This window comes from [Clostridium] scindens (assembly GCF_019597925.1).
In the GTDB taxonomy this organism is placed as follows: Bacteria; Bacillota; Clostridia; order Lachnospirales; family Lachnospiraceae; genus Clostridium_AP.
Genome location: NZ_CP080442.1, coordinates 1,077,623 through 1,095,130, shown reverse-complemented (window position 1 = coordinate 1,095,130; position 17,508 = coordinate 1,077,623). Strand labels below are relative to the sequence as shown.

Sequence of the window (17,508 nt, the reverse complement as noted above, 5' to 3'; positions counted from 1 at the left end):
TAAGGGAACGCTTTTTGGTGCGCGGCTCCAAGATGTATTCATAATCCCTTCCTTCATGCGCCTCTCATCTGCCGGCAGCTTTCTGTATGGGTGTAACGATTATTACTTCTTCTTTTCACAGCCTTTTACAATATATACTCGCTTGTCTGAAATACTAACTTATTTGTCCTTCTTTGTCAAGACGCATCCGACACAATTTTCAAGAACATGCCAGGCACGCTTCTGCATTATATCTTAATATTGTCATGCCTTCGTTTCCTCCAGCATTCCATCCATTTCCCCGCCACTATCTTCGCGCCCTCCCGGGTAAGGTGGATGCCATCTTCCGTCAAAGCGTCGTACCCTTTTCTGTCCGCTTCTTTAAGCATCTCTTCATGCAGAGGGATAAAGGGCAGTCCGTAGGCAAGCGCTGCTTCCTTCACCATCTGCTCTGCCATGAGAATCCCGGGAATCCACCTGCGGTATTCCTCTGGATGGGGAAATATGAATGGACCCATGCAGATTATGTCCGCCTCTGTCTCTGTGAGGATCTCTTCCAGAAGATTTTGGTAATAGCGGGCAAACCCTTGCTCATTAAGGCTTTTTCCTGTATTCATCATAATGCCTACGTCATTGCAGCCAATCAGTATGCTGACGACATCCGGCTTCCTGAGAATGCAGTCTCTTCCAAGCATTCTCCACAATCCCTGGACAGTAAAACCGTCATGGCCCCGGTTTTCCACCCTCGCTTCTTCGCCGGATTCTTCAAGCTGCCGGGCAATCATCTGCACATATCCGTCGCCCAGTCCTCTGTCATCCACGCCCAGATTATGGTGGGCATCCGTAATACTGTCTCCTAAAAACAATATTTTCTTCATCTTTCCTGTTCCCCTATTGACATTTTGATTTGTTCGTAGTATATTTTTCTCATGCAGATAAAAGGGAGTAGCCTAACACTTACATGTGTATTTGAAAGCGTCACCCGATACCGAGAGGTATCCGTATCAAATGAGATGTGCAAGACTTTTATCGTGGCGGAAGTCATGATAATGGTCTTTTTTTATTATCTGAATCATAAGTTGCTTCTGCCACGGCAAGAGCAGCTGTCTTTTATCACAGAATACAAGAAAGGAGGAGTTCTATATGGGATGTCTGGGGAATATTTTATGGTTTATCTTCGGCGGATGCTTAAGCGGCCTTAGCTGGGCATTTGCGGGCCTGCTGTGGTGCATCACCATCGTTGGCATTCCAGTGGGGATGCAGTGTTTTAAATTCGCCGCCTTAAGCTTCTTCCCCTTTGGGAAAGAGGTAACCTATGGCGGAGGCGCAGGCTCGTTTCTGCTAAACATAATCTGGCTGATCGTCTCCGGTTTCTGGCTGGCTGTGGAATCGGCTGTCATCGGGGCGATTCTTTGTGCCACGATCATCGGCATCCCCTTTGGTCTGCAGCAGTTTAAACTGGCCAAACTGGCACTGATGCCTTTTGGCTCAACCGTATACTAATAAAAAGGAGAAACAATGATGGAAAAACAACAATATGTATGTCCCAAGTGCGGAAACAACCACTATGAAAGCGACCAGTTTCAAGCTACAGGAGGCAATTTTGCCAAGGTATTCGATGTCCAGAACAAGAAGTTCGTGACCATCTCATGCACCCGCTGCGGCTACACTGAACTTTACAAGCGTGCCAATTCCGAAGGATGGGATATCTTCGACTTCCTAATGGGCTAACATGATATTCTATGATATGGGCAGTGCTTCTTCAGGCACTGCTCGTTTTCATTTGAAAAATCACAGGTAATCTTTTCCGGAAGTTCCATCTCCACTCCCAATTCCTCTTTTACCAGTTCTACCGCGGCTATAGCAGCGGTAAAGGAATCCCTCTTGCAGCATCTTGGGCCTCCAAGTTCCGCGATAGACTTAAGCGCCCTGGAAGTCATAAGATTTGACAGTTTCCATGACCGTCCTGTAAGCGGCGTTGCCTTTGTAATAATACTCATGAACATTCCCGTGCTTACCGCTGCTCCGCAGCATCCCCACAGGCCGCAGGCTCCGCCGGGATACTCGCTTCCCCTGGCCTTCATCTCCTGAAGGGCTGCATCCAGATCGATTTTTTCCCCGCTGTTACGGTATGCCGTAAGAAGGGCTGCTCCCACCATCACGTGATGCTCCGGCCCATGCATGTATATATAGGGATTCATCATCAATTCCTGCATAATGGCTACAGGGTTTCTGGATGTGCTCTTGGCGCATCCTTCCATAATCACCTGGATTCCCTTCTTGGCATGGCAGGCATCACATATATAATGCCCATCCTCACAGCTGGCATGGCTTTCAAACCTCTTATGGCACATCACGCACTCCATTTCCTGCGCCTTTTCATAATATACGATTGGCTTGCCGCATACCAGGCAGGCCCCTTCTCCTCTTGCAATCATCTTTTCGCTTCTCCTTATCTATTTTAACCTTTAGAGCAGGTTATTTTCTCTTCTATGCTTCCCATTATATCTCCTGTATCAGGACACATCAATAAGAATTCCTGCAGATTCTCTTTTTTATACTTCTTAATTATGATAGAATGAATTATAAAAATCTTGGAGGACACTATCTATGCTTCAGTATACAGAGCCCATTGACAACAAAAGCTTGTTTGAGATTATCCGGAGAACCTGCAACTGCGTAGACCCCCGGCTAATGGATCACGGACTGCGGGTTGCGTATATCGCAGCACAGATCTTGAAAAAGACCGGAGAAAATGACGTTAATAAACTAAGGGACTTCTGTCTTGTAACCGTGCTCCATGATATCGGGGCATATAAGACAGAGGAGATCTCCAAAATGCTTCTGTTTGAGACCCAGAATATGTGGGAGCATTCTATGTATGGCTATCTGTTCCTAAAGTACTTCTCTCCTCTGGAAAAACTTTCCCCTGTCGTGTTATATCATCACACGCCGTGGGAGGAACTGGCTGGAATAAATGAAATAGATGAGGAAACGAAGAGATATGCGTAGATCGTACATATTGCTGACAGAATCGACGTATTTACGACCAAGAGATCAAATACTTGGGAGGCTTGCGCCCTAAAGCTTAGAGAGGGACGGGACAGGCGTTTTGCATCCTGGCTTGTGGATCTGGTACTGGAGCCAGGATTTTACTACGCTTTACAGAGTATAGATGCTCAAGGCAATAACTTTGACTTTACTACCTGGGGAAGCCCGCTTACCCAGGAGCAGATTACGGACTACTTGAAAATGCTGATCTACATCATCGATTTTCGAAGCCGGCATACGGTCACCCACACCATAACCACGACGAATATCAGTTATGAATTGGGAAGAAGGATGAATCTGGATTCCGACTATCTGGATAAGATCGTGTGCGGCGCATTGCTTCACGATGTTGGAAAAGTAGGGGTTCCGGTGGAAATCCTGGAATACCCGGGCAGGCTGAGCCCCCAGGCAATGAATGTCATGCGAAAACATGTAGATATCACCGGGGAGATATTCGGAGGAGAGATAGATGAAACCATCCAGAACATCGCGCTCCGGCACCATGAAAAACTGGACGGCTCCGGCTATCCGCTTGGCCTGACGGCCAGCGAGCTGACGGTGGGCGAACGCATCGTGGCTGTGGCGGATATCGTTAGCGCCCTTACCGGTACGCGTAGTTATAAGGATGCCTACCCCAAGGAACGGGTTCTGTCTATTGTATCCGAGCAAAAGGATCTGGGAAAAATAGACAGCAACATTGTAGACATCCTTATAAAAGATTATGATGAGATTATGGCTTCCACCCGCCTGGTCTGCCAGCCTGTCCTTGACAAATATGAAAATATCCAGAAGGATTTCCAGAAACTGCTATGATATTCTCTTGCCATCCTTAATTACGGCTTTGAGATTCAGTTCCTGATCAAGCAGCACTACATTCCCTTTCTTACCAGGTGCGATAGAGCCATACTTGTCATACTCTCCCAGGCTTCTGGCTGGGTTCATGGTGGCACATGCGACTGCCGTCTCCAGAGGCAATCCCATCTTCTTAACTGCCGTCCTCATGCAGTCCAGCAGATTGGTAGCAGAGCCTGCCAGGGCTCCATCAGATACCAAAGTTGCCCGGTTGCCTACCACGTTTACATCCAGGCCGCCCAGCGTATACTGCCCATCCGGCATTCCGGTCGCCCGCATGCTGTCACTGATGAGAATCATTCGGTCTTCTCCCATCATCTTAAAGGTTGCCCGAACCACCGATGGATGAATGTGCACGCCGTCGCAGATCAGTTCTGCCATCACATGGCCGCTGTCTGACACGGCGCCTACGACTCCCGGCGCCCTATGCGTAAATGCCGGCATAGCATTATACAGATGGACTGCATGGCTCGCTCCTGCATCAAAGGCTGCCATCGCCGTATCATAATCTGCATTGGTATGCGCCAGGGAAATACGCACCTTGTCTTTCATCTGTTCTATAAATCTGACAGCATCGGCATTATCTTCCGGTGCGATTCCAACAAATTTGACCAGGCCTTCAGAGGCATCCAAAAATCTCTGGCAGATCTCTTCATTGCACTGAATAATGTGTCTCTCATCTTGTGCGCCTTTCTTTACCTTGCTGATAAACGGACCTTCCATATTGATGCCTATCAGATCCGCGCCTTCTCTGTTCTCTTTGTTATAAGATGCGGCAACAGACAAGATTCGTTCCAGTTCCTCCACCGGAAGCGTCATGGTTGCCGGCGAAATGGCGGTTACGCCGATAGAAGCCTCGTATCTGGCAATCTCTTCAATGGCCTCTTTGGTCCCATCGCAGAAATCATATCCTTTGCATCCGTGGAAATGGATGTCGATCAGTCCCGGGATCGCATAGCATCCTTCCCCGTCAATCACTTCATCCGTCTCCTGCCAGCCAGTTACAAACACGCCGTCCTGGATGGCGATCTGTCCATCTATAAAAGCCTTGTCTTCTGTAAATACTTTTACATTTTTTATAATCATATTTCTTCCTCCTGTTGTCTATTCAAACATATCCCGGCGCTTTGTCCTGCCTTCCTCGAGTGCCCGCAATGTATTGTCATGAAGGACCTCTTTCTGATACTTATCCTGCTCCACGTAATAGGAATAGATAATATCCAGCATCACCAGGATCGGAAACTGGGGCGAGATCAGATTTCCATGGTTCAAGTGCTTAAGCGAGGGTAACAGCACCACCTCGCTGCAGAATTCACCGAAGATATCCTTATTCTTCGCCGTGATCAGCACCGTCCTTGCCCCTCTTTTTTTTGCTTCCCTCAAAAGATACAGCACTTCTTCTTTCTCGCCGCTGATACTGATGCCGAACACCATGCTTTTCTTATCCTGGAATACCGCCTGCATCCGGATCAGGTCGCTGTCCTGAAGCGAATCGATATCCACGCCGATTCTCATGAAGCGGATCTCCATCTCGCTTGCCGTCAGGCCGGAACTTCCCTTTCCGCATACGAAGACTCTCTCTGCCTCATTCAGATACTTCGTGATTCTTGCAATCTGCGCTTCATCCACCAGGCTGTATGTCTTATTCAGCAGTTCCTGGTAAGCATTCAGGACCATCCTGGTATTGCCGGTGATCGTCTCCTGCTTCTCTACAAAGGTCTCCTCATACTGATATACGAACTCCCGGTAGCCCCGGTAGCCGCATTTCTTGGCAAATCTGGATAAAGATGCCTCAGACACGAACAGTCTTTCTGCCACAGCCTTTGCCGAAAAGTCCATCTTCTTGTGGTTTTGGATGAAGTAGTCGGCAATATTCTTTTCCACAGTCGTAAAATTGTCATAATTAGATTCTATAATCGGTACTACGGATTTTACATAGTATTCCATTCGTTCTCCCCTTTACCTGGCATGAAGGCTTCTGAAATGATAGAACGCTCCCAGCATGCCCGCGTCATTCCTATGCTGCGCGAACGCGATTCTTGTGCGGGACGCAATGCTTGCCACCAGATACTTGTCCACTGCGCCGCGAATCTTCTTTGCCAGATACTCTTCCTGGGCCATGATTCCACCACCCAGCACCACCACTTCCGGGTTCAGCACATAGCAGATATTCGCAATCCCTTTGCCCAGCACGTCCACCATCTCGTCAATCGCCCGACAGCATAACTCATCGCCTGCTTTTGCCGCTTCGAATATCCGGTATCCATCCCACTGTTCTTCGGGCTCATTCTTCCATGCTGCCACCTTCTTTGACAGGATGCTTGCTGCGCCAAGCGTCTGAAAATCACTGCCGTCCATGAGCATGTACCCGATCTCGCAGGCGCTGCTGCTGCAGCCATGGTAGACTTTCCCGTCTATGATGATGCATCCGCCGATTCCTGTACCCACGGTCAGCATAAGCGAGGCTTTCGTGCCTTTTGACGCGCCTGACATATATTCCGCAAGCCCTGCGCAGTTCACATCATTTTCAACCTCGCATGGCAGGCTGAACTTCTGGATCATCGTATCCTTGAATCCTGTCCCCGCATATTGGGGAATCAGCGGCGCAGCATAGAAAATCTCTCCTTTTTCAGTATCTACCATACCTGCGGTTGAAATACATATTCCGCTGATTTCTTCCAACGCCTGGTAGGCCTCCACGATTCTTACCGCTTTTTCCAGTATGGAGGGTCCTCCTTTGTAGGCCTCTGTCTTCATCTTAGACCGGGTCAGAATCTGCCCCTTTTCATCGATGAGTCCATACTTGATCTCTGTTCCCCCAATGTCGATACTTACATATTTCTTCATAACGATACCTCTGCTTTTTTAAGTATATTCAGAACCTCTCTTGCCCGCTCCATATCCTCTGTCTCAGAAAGCACGGGCCTTCTTTTCTCATTATAGTATATTCCTATATTTTCTGCAATCTCGCTGCCAAGCATATTCAGCGCCTCCATGCAGTAATGTACCTCGTCCTTAAGCAGTCCTTGTTCATAAAATGCAGATGCCATCTTGCTCACAAGAATCAGATTGTCGTGTTCCATGCATGCCAGTTCCTGGGCTGCCCCGATGCGGCGGCAACGGGCCAGATTCTCTTCATCCGGAAGCCATCTTCCTGTCCGGCTTACAAAGGTCTCTTCTATCTTGCATTCCTTTTTCAGTATCCATCCGATTTCTTTCAGGCGCTCTAAATAATAGATGGGGTCTGTCCCATACTTTCCATCGCTTTCTCCCTGTATCCATATGGCGAATCTCCGTCCGATCGGCGCCCTCATTCCCACATATGCTTCTGCATGCCGGAACTTTTCCATGGCTGCGTCAAGGAAATGATTCTTGTCATGGACCCAATTCTTAATCCTGCTGCCATCCACCGCGTAATGAATGATGCATATATCTTCGCCCATAATGTCATAGTAGCGGTTGGCAAATGCCGGGGCGATGGTTCCTCTTCCCTCAGACAGCTGCAGCGTCCTCCCCATAGGAATCATAGCCTGTCCGGTAAAGTTTTCCAAGTATTCCCATGCATGCCCGCAGGGAATCTCGCTTACTTCCGGGTTCCCACAACCTTTCGCATTACTCTGCCCAATCAAAAGTACCAAATCCATATCTTCTCACCTCGTCTATACTGCAAAAAGGCAAATCCAGAGAGTCTCTCTGGTTTGCCTCGCCGCAGATTATATCTTTACTTTAAATATCGCCTTCTTTATCTCTTCCGGTCCATTAACCGCAATTGCAGTCCGGTGCCCGTCGCTTGGATAGCAGACCAGGAAATCGCCATCTCTTAATATTACATGGCCGTTCTTTTCTCCTTCCAGCGGAAGAAAATCATCCTTTTCCACAAAATCTTTCTGCTCCATATTCTGTATGAAGTTCACATCGATCTGCTCTGTGCCCCGGATCATCACATGGACATCCAGATAATTCTTATGGGCTTCCCAGAATCTCTCCTCCGTCGTCGTAGTCGTATATTCCACAACGTTTACGAACAGCCGGTCTCCGTCAATCTCATGGCATCCCTTTTCATAGTCTGCCATATTATGGCTTTTAAAATACGCAAAGCACTCTTGTACCTGTTCTTCCAGATACGGGAATTCTTTTAAATTCCCAACATTTCCAAATATCATTTTCTATTCTCCCTTGGCTTATTTTTTGAAAACCGTAGTGTTCGGAGCCGGTACGGATGTATCGTTCTTTACCTTTCTCCAGATCAGGCTCGCCGGAATGCCTACGACTAAGGATACCGCGATGGAGATCAAAGAGTAGGACCAGATGGATACGGAGCCTGCCGGAGCGAAGTACTTGATTCCAACCATGACCGCTGATGCGGCGATAAATGCAAGCGTTGCTCCAAAGGTGTTTGCTACCTTCGTAAATGCTCCTAGGATAAATGTTCCAACCAGGATTCCAAGTACCAGTCCCATAAATCCGTTGAACCATTCGTATGCGGACTTAACCCCGCCATTTGCCAGAACCATGGCTACCGCGATAGAGAAGATTCCGACGATCAGGGAAACATACTGTCCAATCTTGGTCTGCTTCTCGAAACTTAACTCTTTCTTGCTAAGCCTTGCCTGAATATCCAAGGTCCAGCTGGCCGCCACAGAATTAAGCCCTGTTGACAGCGTAGACTGGGATGCCGCGTAGATGGCCGCCAGCAAAAGTCCCGTGATGCCTACCGGAAGCTCGAACGCGATGTAGGATGCAAATATCTGATCCTGCGCTGCTGCCGGCGGCAGTGCGTTCTGCTGGTAGAATACATACAGTCCTGTACCGATCAGGTAGAATACGGTGGCAATAAAGATGGATAATGCTCCGTTTGTCAGCATCATCTTATTCAGTTTCTTCGTATCTGTCGTTGTCGTAAAACGCTGTACGATGTCCTGGCTGGATACATAAGAGCCCATCGTATTAAAGCCTGCGCCCACGATCATAATGAAAACGCTGTCTTTTAATATATTGATGTCAAAGATCGGCTGGTCGACTGCCAGGAATTTGTGTTCCGCAGTAAATGCCGTGAAGATGGCTCCAAGCCCTCCGTCAATATGTGAAAGAAGGAATACCAGCGCGAAGGTAACGCCGATCAACAATACGGATCCTTGTATGAAGTCTGTCCATAGTACGGACTTTAATCCGCCTGTGTAAGAATAAATGATCGCGATGACTCCCATAATGATAATCAGCAGATTCACGCTGATGCCAGTCAGGCTTCCCAATACCATGCACGGCAGGTACATGATGATAGACATGCGCCCTACCTGGTAGATGATGAACATTACGGCGCCTAATACGCGAAGTCCTTTGCTTCCGAATCTTAATTCCAGATAGTGATACGCCGTATCAATATCCAGTTTGCTGTAGATTGGCAGGAAGAACTTGATGGTAAGCGGGATTGCCAGCAGCATGCCCAGCTGGGCGAACCACATGATCCATGTTCCTGCATAGGAGTTTCCCGCAAGCGACAGGAAAGATATCGGACTAAGCAGGGTTGCAAAGATAGATACGGACGTTACCCACCAGGGCACGGTACCGTCACTCTTGAAATACTCCTTCCCCTTCATCTCCTTCTTCGCGAAGTGAAGGCCGGCGAACAGGACTGCCGCCAGATATACGATCAAAATAACCAAATCAATTACTGTAAAGCCTTGCATGTCTTTTCCTCCTAAAACTCTCTCATTCGTGTCTGGGCTGGCTTATACTATGCCAAATACTTTTCTTTTGCTTCGCAGATCATTCTGGCCGCCTCTTCTACGATCGGCATGTCGCTGTCTATCAATGAAGGCAGCGGCTCCCTGACTCCGCCAAGTTCCAGATTCTCATTCCTCTTAAGAATTTCCTTAATCACTCCATACATATTTCCATGGGCAGAACACATCTTGTAGATGATCGCATTGATCGCGTGCTGAAGTTCTCTTGCCTTTTCAATCTCTCCATTCTTCACATGCTCGTCCAGCTTAAGGAACAGTTCTGGCATCGCCCCGTAAGTGCCTCCGATGGCTCCTTCTGCTCCGATCACGCGGCCGCTCATAAACTGCTCGTCCGGACCGTTGAAGATAATATAGTCTTCTCCCGCAGCCTGCTTGAACATCTGGATATCCTGCACTGGCATAGAAGAATTCTTAACGCCGATTACTCTTGGGTTCTTTCTCATTTCCTCAAACAGGCCCATGGTAAGCGCGACGCCTGCAAGCTGCGGAATATTATAGATTACAAAATCTGTATTTGGCGCAGCAGAACTAATATCATTCCAGTACTGCGCAATGGCATATTCCGGCAGATGGAAGTAGATCGGAGGGATTGCCGCAATCGCGTCGACTCCAAGGCTTTCCGCATGGCGCGCCAGTTCCTGGCTATCCTTCGTGTTATTGCATGCAACATGGGCGATCACCGTCAGTTTTCCTTCTGCCGCCTTCATCACATTCTCAAGAACAATCTTCTTATCTTCCACGCTCTGGTAGATGCACTCTCCGGAAGATCCGTTTACATAGATTCCTTTTACCCCTTTTTCCACAAAATATCTAGTAAGTTCCTGCACGCCTTTGGGGCTAATGTTGCCTTCTTTGTCATAACATGCATAGAATGCAGGAATGACGCCTTTGTACTTGTCCAAGTTTCTCATAATGCTTTTCTCCTTTTCATTTTTTATTTTTATGTGATGTTATAATGTTCTTATTTGTCTAGTTCCTCGGCAAATGACTTGGTGATCAGCTGCGGCCTCGTAATAATGGAGCCTACGACAACGCTGAATGCCCCCAGCTCGATCACGCGTCTGGCCTTCTGCGGCGTATTAATATTGCCTTCTGCAATGACCTTATTCTTTACATTGGCTACAATCTTGCGCAAGATTTCAAAATCGTTTTCTTCTATCCGATCACCCTTGCTTTGATCCGTATACCCTACCATCGTCGTCCCAATAAAGTCAAACCCAAGCTCATCTGCATGAATTGCTTCTTCGATGGTAGAGCAGTCAGCCATAAGAAGCTGGTCAGGATATTTCTCTTTGATCTGTCCGAAGAACTGATCGATCGTTATATTACCCGGGCGAAGGTCAGACGTCGCATCCACTGCGATGATCTCCGGCCCTACTTCCATCAACTCATCAATCTCCTTCATGGTTGGCGTGATATACACTTTGCTTCCTTCGTAATCACGCTTTACGATGCCTATGACCGGAAGATCGACCTGTGACTGTATCTCCTTAATATCTTCCTTTGTATTGGCACGGATGCCTGCCGCTCCGCCTTCTTTGGCCGCAACAGCCATTCTTCCCATGATAAAAGAAGAATGTAGGGGTTCGTGCGGCAGCGCCTGGCAGGATACGATTAATTTCCCCTGTAAATTGCTCACTCTCTCATTCATCTTTGTGCACCTTCCTTGTCTTTTCTGACTTTAGTATAACAGCATTGTTTTTATTTTCAAGCAACTTGAATCCTTCTGAAAGTTCTTTCATCCTTTTCCAACTTCCTTAGTTGCGTAGCTATATTTTTACCTTCTCTTTTTAGTAATATTGCACAAATCATGGTTACTTCTTTCCAAGAAAAAACCACCTTATGCCGCCAGAACTGTCAGATACAGGATATAGCTTCCCAGTAGAAGAAGCCCCTGCAGCCTGCCAGCCTTCTTCCTGCTAATAGATGGAACACACAGAATAAACAGCATGAAAAAGATAACCGGGAGTTCTAATTTCAAGATACTCTCTTGGAACGGGATCGGGCAGATGACAGCCGACAGTCCCCCTACCATCACAAAATTCAGAATATCCGCTCCTATGATGTTTCCCATAGACAGGGATGCATGCTTCTTTCTAAGGGCCATAAGGGAGGTGACCAGTTCCGGAAGAGAGGTTCCTAAGGCCACGAATGTAAGAGAAATGATCATTTCCGGGACGCCAAAGGCCCTGGCAAGCTTCGGCCCTACTTCCACCAGCATGCTGGCACCGATATAGATCACTACCGCTTCCAGCACAAGCCGGATAATGTCGCTGATTCCAAAGGCCTGTTCCTGGGCATGCATCTCCTTCTCCTCCTGCTGCTGGCTGTAAGCATTGCGTACATTATAAGCAAGAAACAGAATACAGATGACGAGAAGCATGCCGCCCGTCGTCCTGGATAGTCCCTGCCCCATGACGCCGCCCGCCACATACACCGCAAATGACAAGCCCAGGAACACCGTCCCGGATACGACGTTTGCCACTGCCTTGCCGCTCAGATAAATCGGACGCAAAACCAGCATCATTCCTGCAATGAATCCGGTATTGCACAGAATGGAGCCCAGCGCATTGCCAATTGCCATTTCCGGAAGATGCCGCACGGATGCCATGGTTGAAAACAGCACCTCCGGAAGCGTCGTCCCCAGGCTTACAATCGTAGCCCCGATCAGTACCTCAGGAAGATGCAGCCTCCCGGCCACAGACACAGCGCTGTCTACAAACAGGCTGCTCCCCCATACCAGGAGCACCAGCCCAAACAAGAAAATCAGAATATAGTACCCTACCGTCATATTTTGCCCACTTTCTGTCTTATGAACAAGAATCTTCTCTGCAAATATATGATTTTCTTCCGCAAAATATATCCCAGGTTATGTCGGAACGACTTTTTCTGAATATAATAGGGAAAAAGGCATGTTATTATGTTTCTTCATATTTTCCTTCTCGTTTCTGCCCTTTGCCTGGACACTTTTGTTGCCAGCGCCGCATATGGCACCAACCAGGTTCGGCTTTCCTGGAAGCAGATCCTTGCGGTCAATGGGATATGCAGCCTATGCCTGGGCATATCCCTGCTGTTCGGCAATCTCCTTGACCGGATCATCCCGGAGACATTCACCCGTGAGATCTGTTTTTTCAGCCTCCTCTTCCTTGGGTGCCTGAAACTGACGGACTCCAGCATCCGGCAGTATCTCAGGCACCATAAGGAAGTCCGAAAAGATATACATTTTACGTTTTCACAGTTACGTTTCATCATTAATATTTACAGCGATCCTATGGAGGCAGATGCCGACCAGAGTCACTGCCTGTCCTGGAAGGAGGCCATCTTCTTTTCCCTTGCCATGTCTATTGACAGTCTCATAGCAGGCACAATGGCCGCATTCCTCAAGATCTCCGTTCCTCTGACGGTGGCTGCCACATTCGCCATGGGAGAGGCCTTCACCTATCTCGGCCTGTTCCTCGGGCGTAAGATCAGCAATCGATGCCCAAAGGATCTGTCCTTTATAGGAGGCGCCCTCTTTATCATTCTGGCAATATTGAAACGATAGCATATTCCTATATGAAAATATCCCCTGCAAAGAGTCCTGAGGCACATTGCCTTCGCATTCTTTGCAGGGGATATCTATGATACCCTTTTATTCCTTCTCTACTTTTTTCAATTCAATTCGTTTATAGATAATAAGCGCCAGCGATGCCACCACCAGCACTCCTGCCAGTATCTGGGATACCGGAAGCCCAATCTTCGGAATCAGCAGCTGGTCTGTCCTGAGTCCCTCGATCCAGAATCGTCCCAAGCCATATCCAAACAGATAGACCAGGAATAACTCGCCGTTAAACTTCTTATGCTTTCTGTATATCAGCATGATAATCAAAACCATCAGGCACCATAACGACTCATAGAGAAAGGTAGGATGTACCTGGATATAGGATACGCCTTTTACCGTCTCCATGTTCTTGCGCATCAGTTCAGTAATATCTGAGCCTCTGACTGCATCTACCGGGAGCCGCATAGCCAGAAAACTGTTGGTATACTCGCCAAATGCTTCCCGGTTAAAAAAGTTGCCCCATCGTCCAATCATCTGCCCGGCTACAAGTCCCAGGCCTGCGGTATCCAGTATCAGCGTCGCCGACATCTTCTTGACCCTCGCAAATACAAATACCGTGATTACCGCCGCGATCACGCCTCCATAGATTGCAAGTCCCCCCTGACGGATATTCAGGATGCTCAGCAGATCATCCTTGTACATATCCCAGGAGAAGGCCACATAGTAAAGCCTTGCCCCGATAATGGAAAATATCACCGCATAGATTGCCAGATCAAAATAATCCTCCGGATTCTGCCCGCTTCTTTTTGCCTCTGCCGCGGCAATCAAAAGCCCCGTCAGTATTCCTAGTCCTATAATCATACCATAAAACGCGATGTCAAAGCCAAATATAGTAATATGATCGCCTACTGACGTAAGGTGTATCCCTATATTCGGAAAATCAATAGTTCTGTGCATCTTCGGTCTTCCTTCCTATACGTTGAAGCGGAACAGCATGATATCTCCGTCCTGTACGACGTAGTCTTTGCCTTCCAGCCTGATTAATCCCTTTTCCTTTGCTGCATTGTGGCTTCCGCATTCAATCAGGTCATCGTAGGCAACTACCTCTGCCCGAATAAATCCCCGTTCAAAGTCTGTATGAATCTTTCCTGCCGCCTGGGGAGCCTTCGTGCCCTTGGTAATGGTCCATGCCCGTACCTCCGGCTCTCCGGCAGTCAGATAGCTGATCAGTCCCAGAAGCCGGTAGCTTGCCTTAATCAGTTTCTCAAGCCCGGATTCTTCCAATCCCAGATCTTCCAGAAACATCTTCTTCTCCTCATCATCCAGTTCGGCAATCTCCTGCTCGATCTGCGCGCAGACTACGAACACCTCGCTCTGCTCTTTCCCTGCGTACTCTCTTACAGCCTGTACTCCGGCGTTTCCGGCGCCGTCGTCGGCCAGATCATCCTCTGCTACATTCGCCGCATAGATCACCGGCTTATAGGTCAGAAGATTATACCCCGTAAGCCAGGCCAGTTCTTCCTCATCCTCAGCGCCCTCGAAAGTCTTTGCAAGCCTTCCTTCTTCCAGATGTGCCTTGATCTTTTCAAGCAAAGCCAGTTCCTTTGCAGCCGTCTTGTCATTTCTTGCCACCTTGGTAGTCTTTGCAATTCTACGCTCAAGTATTTCCAAATCTGAAAAAATTAATTCCAGATTGATGGTCTCAATATCCCTCAACGGGTTGATGCTTCCGTCTACGTGCACGATATTGCCATCTTCGAAGCAGCGTACCACGTGGACGATCGCGTCGACTTCACGAATATTTGCAAGGAACTGGTTGCCAAGGCCTTCTCCCTTGGAGGCGCCTTTTACAAGTCCGGCAATATCCACAAACTCGATTGCCGCGGGAATGATCTTCTTGGTGTGATACATCTCGCCCAGTACATTCAGCCTCTCATCCGGCACGGTTACAACGCCTACATTAGGGTCAATGGTACAAAACGGATAATTGGCGGATTCTGCTCCTGCTTTCGTCAATGAATTAAATAATGTACTTTTTCCAACATTGGGTAACCCCACGATTCCTAACTTCATCTATAGATCCTCTCTTCATGCTTCATTATTCTTCAGAACATACAGTAGTGTATCACTTTTGTTCTCTCTTGTCACGGGTCTCCATCAAGATTACGGTGCCGGACGGAAAACTGATTATGACTTCTTCTTCGTCTTCTGCAATCTGGTTGCTGACGCACAGGCTATCGTACGGCGTAAGCGTATGGTTTCTAAGCGGATACCTTGCGCCCTCTATGTTAAATCCAAAGATCTCTTCGCCCAGCGGGAACACGGAAAAATACGGCCCATATGCTTCATCCTTGCGGATATGCGTATCACCGCCCCCGATCAGGCGGATCATATTCTGGCTGTCCATAATCTTTGCATCCACCCCTGCCTTGTATGGAATGGTAAGGGTCTGCACGTTGGCCCACAGGTGGTCGATCCTTCCACCTGTGGCGCCCAGAATAATCAGTTCGCTGCACCCGAGCGTAAGAGACAGCCTGACCGCGATTTCCGTGTCGGACGCGTCTTTTACAGGATTGAATTCCCGGATCGGGACATTGGTCTCATTCCTGTAATAATCGGCAATCTCTTCATTTACGCTGTCAAAGTCACCAACAATATAACTGGGCATGATCTGGTGGGCATACAGAAATTCCATGCCCTTATCTACTCCAATAATACACTGGCTTTTCTCATCCTTAAGAATTGAAAGCGTCAGTTCCTCATCCAGCTGCCCGCCGCTTACAATAACAATCCTTTTACTCATAATCCCTTAATATCTCCATAAACTCTTTGGTATTCTGTTCCGGCTCGCCCTTAAACACTGCTGAGCCCGCAACAACAACATTGACTCCCGCATCCAGCACTTCCCGGACATTCGTAAGGTAGATTCCTCCATCGACTTCCACATCTACGGAAAGTCCTTGTTCTTCTATCATTTCCCGAACCTTGCGGATCTTCTCAAGAGATTCCGGGATAAACTTCTGTCCTCCGAATCCTGGATGGACGCTCATCACCAGAATCATGTCAACTTCCTTAAGATAAGGCTTTAGTGCCTCCGCTTCCGTCTCCGGACAGATAGACAGGCCAACCTTCATACCGCATTCCCGAATCTTATCAATGGTCGCTTTCACATCCTCACATGCCTCCAAATGCACTGTAAGGATGTCCGCGCCGGCTTTCTGAAATGCTTCCACATAACGGATGGGCTCCTGCACCATCAGATGTACATCCATCGTCTGGCTTGTCCCATCCTTTATCGATGCGAGCACCGGCATGCCAAAGGATATGCTGGGAACAAACATGCCATCCATCACGTCAAAATGCAGATATCTGGCACCATTTTCTTCTGTTTTCTTCATCTCCTGGCCCAGATTCTTGAAATCCGCAGCCAGAATTGACGGGGCTAATATATACTCCATCATCAATACCTCCTCTTATTCTTTAGTTCTTCATACATCTCTATATAATTCTGATACCGTACTTTATGAATCTTTCCTTCCTCCACAGCTTCCTTTACCGCGCAGCCCGGTTCATGGATATGATCGCATCCATTGAACTTGCACGTTCCTTCATATGCTGCAAACTCGGGGAAGTAGTATTTCAGTTCTTCCTTTTCAAAATCATTAACATACAGCGAGCTAAATCCGGGAGTATCCATAATATAGGAATCCGCATCCACCGGAAATAATTCCGTATGTCTGGTGGTATGCTTTCCCCTCTCGATCTTGCTGCTGATTGCGCCCGTCTCCATATTGGCTTCGGGCTGGAGGATATTGATGATGGATGACTTGCCCACCCCGGATGGACCAGCGATGGCCGTCGTCTTTCCTCTTAGCACTTCCTTCACCTGGTCAATATTCTTATCTTCCAGAGCGCTGGTAAAAATCAATGGATAGCCGCAGTTCTCATAGATGGCTTCTAGTTCCTTCACCTGCGGATCGGTTGCGATATCCTCTTTATTAAAACAGAGAATCACTGGGATCTTCTTGCTTTCCATCATTACAAGAAAACGGTCCAGCAGGTTAAAATGCGGGTTGGGCCTTACGATGGCAAATACGACCAGCGCCTGGTCGATGTTGGCGACCGCGGGACGTACCAGTTCATTCTTTCTTTTCAGTACTTCCTTGATGTTTCCCGTCTTCTGCGCTTCATCCAGCACTTCAATAATTACATTATCCCCCACCAATGGCTTAATCTTCTCCTTGCGGAACGCGCCCTTGGCCTTACATTCATAAACACCGGATTCTACTACATGTACGTAGTAGAATCCGGCAATACCCTTTACTATCTTTCCTTGCATAT

The 17,508-nt window shown here is 47.8% G+C and carries 21 protein-coding genes and 1 other annotated feature (1 of these 22 running past the window's edge); of the genes, 5 read left to right on the top strand and 16 right to left on the bottom strand.

The genetic code is table 11. From position 1 onward, the window contains the following. Positions 1–128, bottom strand: a binding site (T-box leader); it reaches 174 nt to the left of the window's first position. A 99-nt stretch (positions 129–227) separates the two neighbouring features. After that, positions 228–857, bottom strand: coding sequence for an SGNH/GDSL hydrolase family protein (locus K0036_RS05205; RefSeq protein ID WP_220430887.1), 630 nt, complete (start codon positions 855–857; stop codon positions 228–230). A 265-nt stretch (positions 858–1,122) separates the two neighbouring features. On the opposite strand from K0036_RS05205, the gene K0036_RS05200 reads away from it, so the two are divergent. Next, positions 1,123–1,482, top strand: a complete 360-nt coding sequence (locus K0036_RS05200; protein ID WP_004605218.1) for a YccF domain-containing protein — start codon at positions 1,123–1,125, stop codon at positions 1,480–1,482. 18 nt (positions 1,483–1,500) lie between these two features. Continuing rightward, a complete protein-coding gene (locus tag K0036_RS05195) occupies positions 1,501–1,710 on the top strand; it encodes a zinc ribbon domain-containing protein (RefSeq protein ID WP_004605217.1) in 210 nt (69 codons plus the stop codon). Here K0036_RS05195 and K0036_RS05190 read toward each other — a convergent pair. Further along, positions 1,707–2,417 (bottom strand): DUF5714 domain-containing protein, encoded by a 711-nt coding sequence (locus tag K0036_RS05190; RefSeq protein ID WP_220430886.1) that lies wholly within the window; start codon positions 2,415–2,417, stop codon positions 1,707–1,709. The two genes, K0036_RS05195 and K0036_RS05190, sit on opposite strands and share 4 nt — an antisense overlap. Before the next feature lie 172 nt (positions 2,418–2,589). On the opposite strand from K0036_RS05190, the gene K0036_RS19020 reads away from it, so the two are divergent. Together K0036_RS19020 and K0036_RS19015 are read left to right on the top strand one after the other, a co-directional pair. After that, entirely contained in the window at positions 2,590–2,991 is a 402-nt protein-coding gene (locus K0036_RS19020; protein WP_259283398.1) for an HD domain-containing protein, read from the top strand. A 114-nt stretch (positions 2,992–3,105) separates the two neighbouring features. Next, the gene (locus K0036_RS19015; protein WP_259283397.1) at positions 3,106–3,843 is read left to right on the top strand and encodes an HD-GYP domain-containing protein; all 738 of its coding nucleotides are present in this window, start codon (positions 3,106–3,108) and stop codon (positions 3,841–3,843) included. Here the strand turns inward: K0036_RS19015 and nagA are convergent. The 9 genes from nagA to K0036_RS05140 form a co-directional block, all read right to left on the bottom strand. Beyond that, positions 3,838–4,968: an N-acetylglucosamine-6-phosphate deacetylase gene (gene nagA, locus K0036_RS05180; protein ID WP_220430885.1), complete on the bottom strand. Its 1,131-nt coding sequence runs from the start codon at positions 4,966–4,968 to the stop codon at positions 3,838–3,840. The two genes, K0036_RS19015 and nagA, sit on opposite strands and share 6 nt — an antisense overlap. An 18-nt stretch (positions 4,969–4,986) precedes the next feature. Further along, a complete protein-coding gene (locus K0036_RS05175; protein ID WP_220430884.1) occupies positions 4,987–5,829 on the bottom strand; it encodes a MurR/RpiR family transcriptional regulator in 843 nt (280 codons plus the stop codon). 12 nt (positions 5,830–5,841) lie between these two features. Next, the gene (locus tag K0036_RS05170) at positions 5,842–6,729 is read right to left on the bottom strand and encodes an ROK family protein (protein WP_025644823.1); all 888 of its coding nucleotides are present in this window, start codon (positions 6,727–6,729) and stop codon (positions 5,842–5,844) included. Further along, a complete protein-coding gene (locus tag K0036_RS05165; protein WP_173693766.1) occupies positions 6,726–7,526 on the bottom strand; it encodes a sialate O-acetylesterase in 801 nt (266 codons plus the stop codon). The genes K0036_RS05170 and K0036_RS05165 overlap by 4 nt, the downstream gene beginning before the upstream one ends. Before the next feature lie 69 nt (positions 7,527–7,595). Further along, a complete protein-coding gene (locus K0036_RS05160) occupies positions 7,596–8,045 on the bottom strand; it encodes a YhcH/YjgK/YiaL family protein (protein ID WP_025644827.1) in 450 nt (149 codons plus the stop codon). Positions 8,046–8,063: 18 nt separating this feature from the next. Continuing rightward, complete coding sequence (locus K0036_RS05155) at positions 8,064–9,569, bottom strand: sodium:solute symporter (protein ID WP_025644829.1); 1,506 nt, start codon at positions 9,567–9,569, stop codon at positions 8,064–8,066. Between the two features lie 47 nt (positions 9,570–9,616). After that, positions 9,617–10,537 (bottom strand): dihydrodipicolinate synthase family protein, encoded by a 921-nt coding sequence (locus K0036_RS05150; RefSeq protein ID WP_173693765.1) that lies wholly within the window; start codon positions 10,535–10,537, stop codon positions 9,617–9,619. 50 nt (positions 10,538–10,587) lie between these two features. Then, a complete protein-coding gene (locus tag K0036_RS05145) occupies positions 10,588–11,277 on the bottom strand; it encodes an N-acetylmannosamine-6-phosphate 2-epimerase (RefSeq protein WP_025644833.1) in 690 nt (229 codons plus the stop codon). 189 nt (positions 11,278–11,466) lie between these two features. Beyond that, the gene (locus K0036_RS05140; protein WP_025644835.1) at positions 11,467–12,417 is read right to left on the bottom strand and encodes a calcium/sodium antiporter; all 951 of its coding nucleotides are present in this window, start codon (positions 12,415–12,417) and stop codon (positions 11,467–11,469) included. A 129-nt stretch (positions 12,418–12,546) separates the two neighbouring features. On the opposite strand from K0036_RS05140, the gene K0036_RS05135 reads away from it, so the two are divergent. Beyond that, on the top strand, positions 12,547–13,170 hold the full coding sequence (locus K0036_RS05135; protein ID WP_173693763.1) for a manganese efflux pump: 624 nt from the start codon (positions 12,547–12,549) through the stop codon (positions 13,168–13,170). An 87-nt stretch (positions 13,171–13,257) separates the two neighbouring features. Here the strand turns inward: K0036_RS05135 and lgt are convergent, their stop codons facing one another. From lgt to rsgA, 5 genes are read right to left on the bottom strand one after another with little or no spacing between them, the layout of a single operon-like run. Beyond that, positions 13,258–14,124, bottom strand: a complete 867-nt coding sequence (gene lgt / locus K0036_RS05130) for a prolipoprotein diacylglyceryl transferase (RefSeq protein WP_173693762.1) — start codon at positions 14,122–14,124, stop codon at positions 13,258–13,260. A gap of 15 nt (positions 14,125–14,139) precedes the next feature. Continuing rightward, on the bottom strand, positions 14,140–15,240 hold the full coding sequence (gene ychF, locus K0036_RS05125) for a redox-regulated ATPase YchF (RefSeq protein WP_025644842.1): 1,101 nt from the start codon (positions 15,238–15,240) through the stop codon (positions 14,140–14,142). A 52-nt stretch (positions 15,241–15,292) separates the two neighbouring features. After that, complete coding sequence (locus K0036_RS05120; RefSeq protein WP_025644844.1) at positions 15,293–15,970, bottom strand: thiamine diphosphokinase; 678 nt, start codon at positions 15,968–15,970, stop codon at positions 15,293–15,295. Further along, on the bottom strand, positions 15,963–16,625 hold the full coding sequence (gene rpe / locus K0036_RS05115) for a ribulose-phosphate 3-epimerase (protein WP_220430883.1): 663 nt from the start codon (positions 16,623–16,625) through the stop codon (positions 15,963–15,965). Before rpe ends, K0036_RS05120 begins: the two co-directional genes overlap by 8 nt. Before the next feature lie 2 nt (positions 16,626–16,627). Next, positions 16,628–17,506, bottom strand: coding sequence for a ribosome small subunit-dependent GTPase A (gene rsgA / locus K0036_RS05110; protein WP_220430882.1), 879 nt, complete (start codon positions 17,504–17,506; stop codon positions 16,628–16,630). Between the last annotated feature and the right edge of the window lie 2 nt (positions 17,507–17,508).

What these genes read in the sequence shown, in the direction of transcription:
- K0036_RS05195 (WP_004605217.1), top strand. Translation starts at nt 1,501, where the DNA reads ATGGAAAAACAACAATATGTATGTCCCAAGTGCGGAAACAACCACTAT.
- K0036_RS05135 (WP_173693763.1), top strand. Translation starts at nt 12,547, where the DNA reads ATGTTTCTTCATATTTTCCTTCTCGTTTCTGCCCTTTGCCTGGACACT.
- K0036_RS05145 (WP_025644833.1), bottom strand. Translation starts at nt 11,277, where the DNA reads ATGAATGAGAGAGTGAGCAATTTACAGGGGAAATTAATCGTATCCTGC.
- ychF (WP_025644842.1), bottom strand. Translation starts at nt 15,240, where the DNA reads ATGAAGTTAGGAATCGTGGGGTTACCCAATGTTGGAAAAAGTACATTA.
- K0036_RS05165 (WP_173693766.1), bottom strand. Translation starts at nt 7,526, where the DNA reads ATGGATTTGGTACTTTTGATTGGGCAGAGTAATGCGAAAGGTTGTGGG.
- rsgA (WP_220430882.1), bottom strand. Translation starts at nt 17,506, where the DNA reads ATGCAAGGAAAGATAGTAAAGGGTATTGCCGGATTCTACTACGTACAT.
- K0036_RS19020 (WP_259283398.1), top strand. Translation starts at nt 2,590, where the DNA reads ATGCTTCAGTATACAGAGCCCATTGACAACAAAAGCTTGTTTGAGATT.
- K0036_RS05160 (WP_025644827.1), bottom strand. Translation starts at nt 8,045, where the DNA reads ATGATATTTGGAAATGTTGGGAATTTAAAAGAATTCCCGTATCTGGAA.
- K0036_RS05140 (WP_025644835.1), bottom strand. Translation starts at nt 12,417, where the DNA reads ATGACGGTAGGGTACTATATTCTGATTTTCTTGTTTGGGCTGGTGCTC.
- K0036_RS05200 (WP_004605218.1), top strand. Translation starts at nt 1,123, where the DNA reads ATGGGATGTCTGGGGAATATTTTATGGTTTATCTTCGGCGGATGCTTA.
- lgt (WP_173693762.1), bottom strand. Translation starts at nt 14,124, where the DNA reads ATGCACAGAACTATTGATTTTCCGAATATAGGGATACACCTTACGTCA.
- rpe (WP_220430883.1), bottom strand. Translation starts at nt 16,625, where the DNA reads ATGGAGTATATATTAGCCCCGTCAATTCTGGCTGCGGATTTCAAGAAT.
- K0036_RS05190 (WP_220430886.1), bottom strand. Translation starts at nt 2,417, where the DNA reads ATGATTGCAAGAGGAGAAGGGGCCTGCCTGGTATGCGGCAAGCCAATC.
- K0036_RS05175 (WP_220430884.1), bottom strand. Translation starts at nt 5,829, where the DNA reads ATGGAATACTATGTAAAATCCGTAGTACCGATTATAGAATCTAATTAT.
- K0036_RS05120 (WP_025644844.1), bottom strand. Translation starts at nt 15,970, where the DNA reads ATGAGTAAAAGGATTGTTATTGTAAGCGGCGGGCAGCTGGATGAGGAA.
- nagA (WP_220430885.1), bottom strand. Translation starts at nt 4,968, where the DNA reads ATGATTATAAAAAATGTAAAAGTATTTACAGAAGACAAGGCTTTTATA.
- K0036_RS05205 (WP_220430887.1), bottom strand. Translation starts at nt 857, where the DNA reads ATGAAGAAAATATTGTTTTTAGGAGACAGTATTACGGATGCCCACCAT.
- K0036_RS05150 (WP_173693765.1), bottom strand. Translation starts at nt 10,537, where the DNA reads ATGAGAAACTTGGACAAGTACAAAGGCGTCATTCCTGCATTCTATGCA.
- K0036_RS05170 (WP_025644823.1), bottom strand. Translation starts at nt 6,729, where the DNA reads ATGAAGAAATATGTAAGTATCGACATTGGGGGAACAGAGATCAAGTAT.
- K0036_RS05155 (WP_025644829.1), bottom strand. Translation starts at nt 9,569, where the DNA reads ATGCAAGGCTTTACAGTAATTGATTTGGTTATTTTGATCGTATATCTG.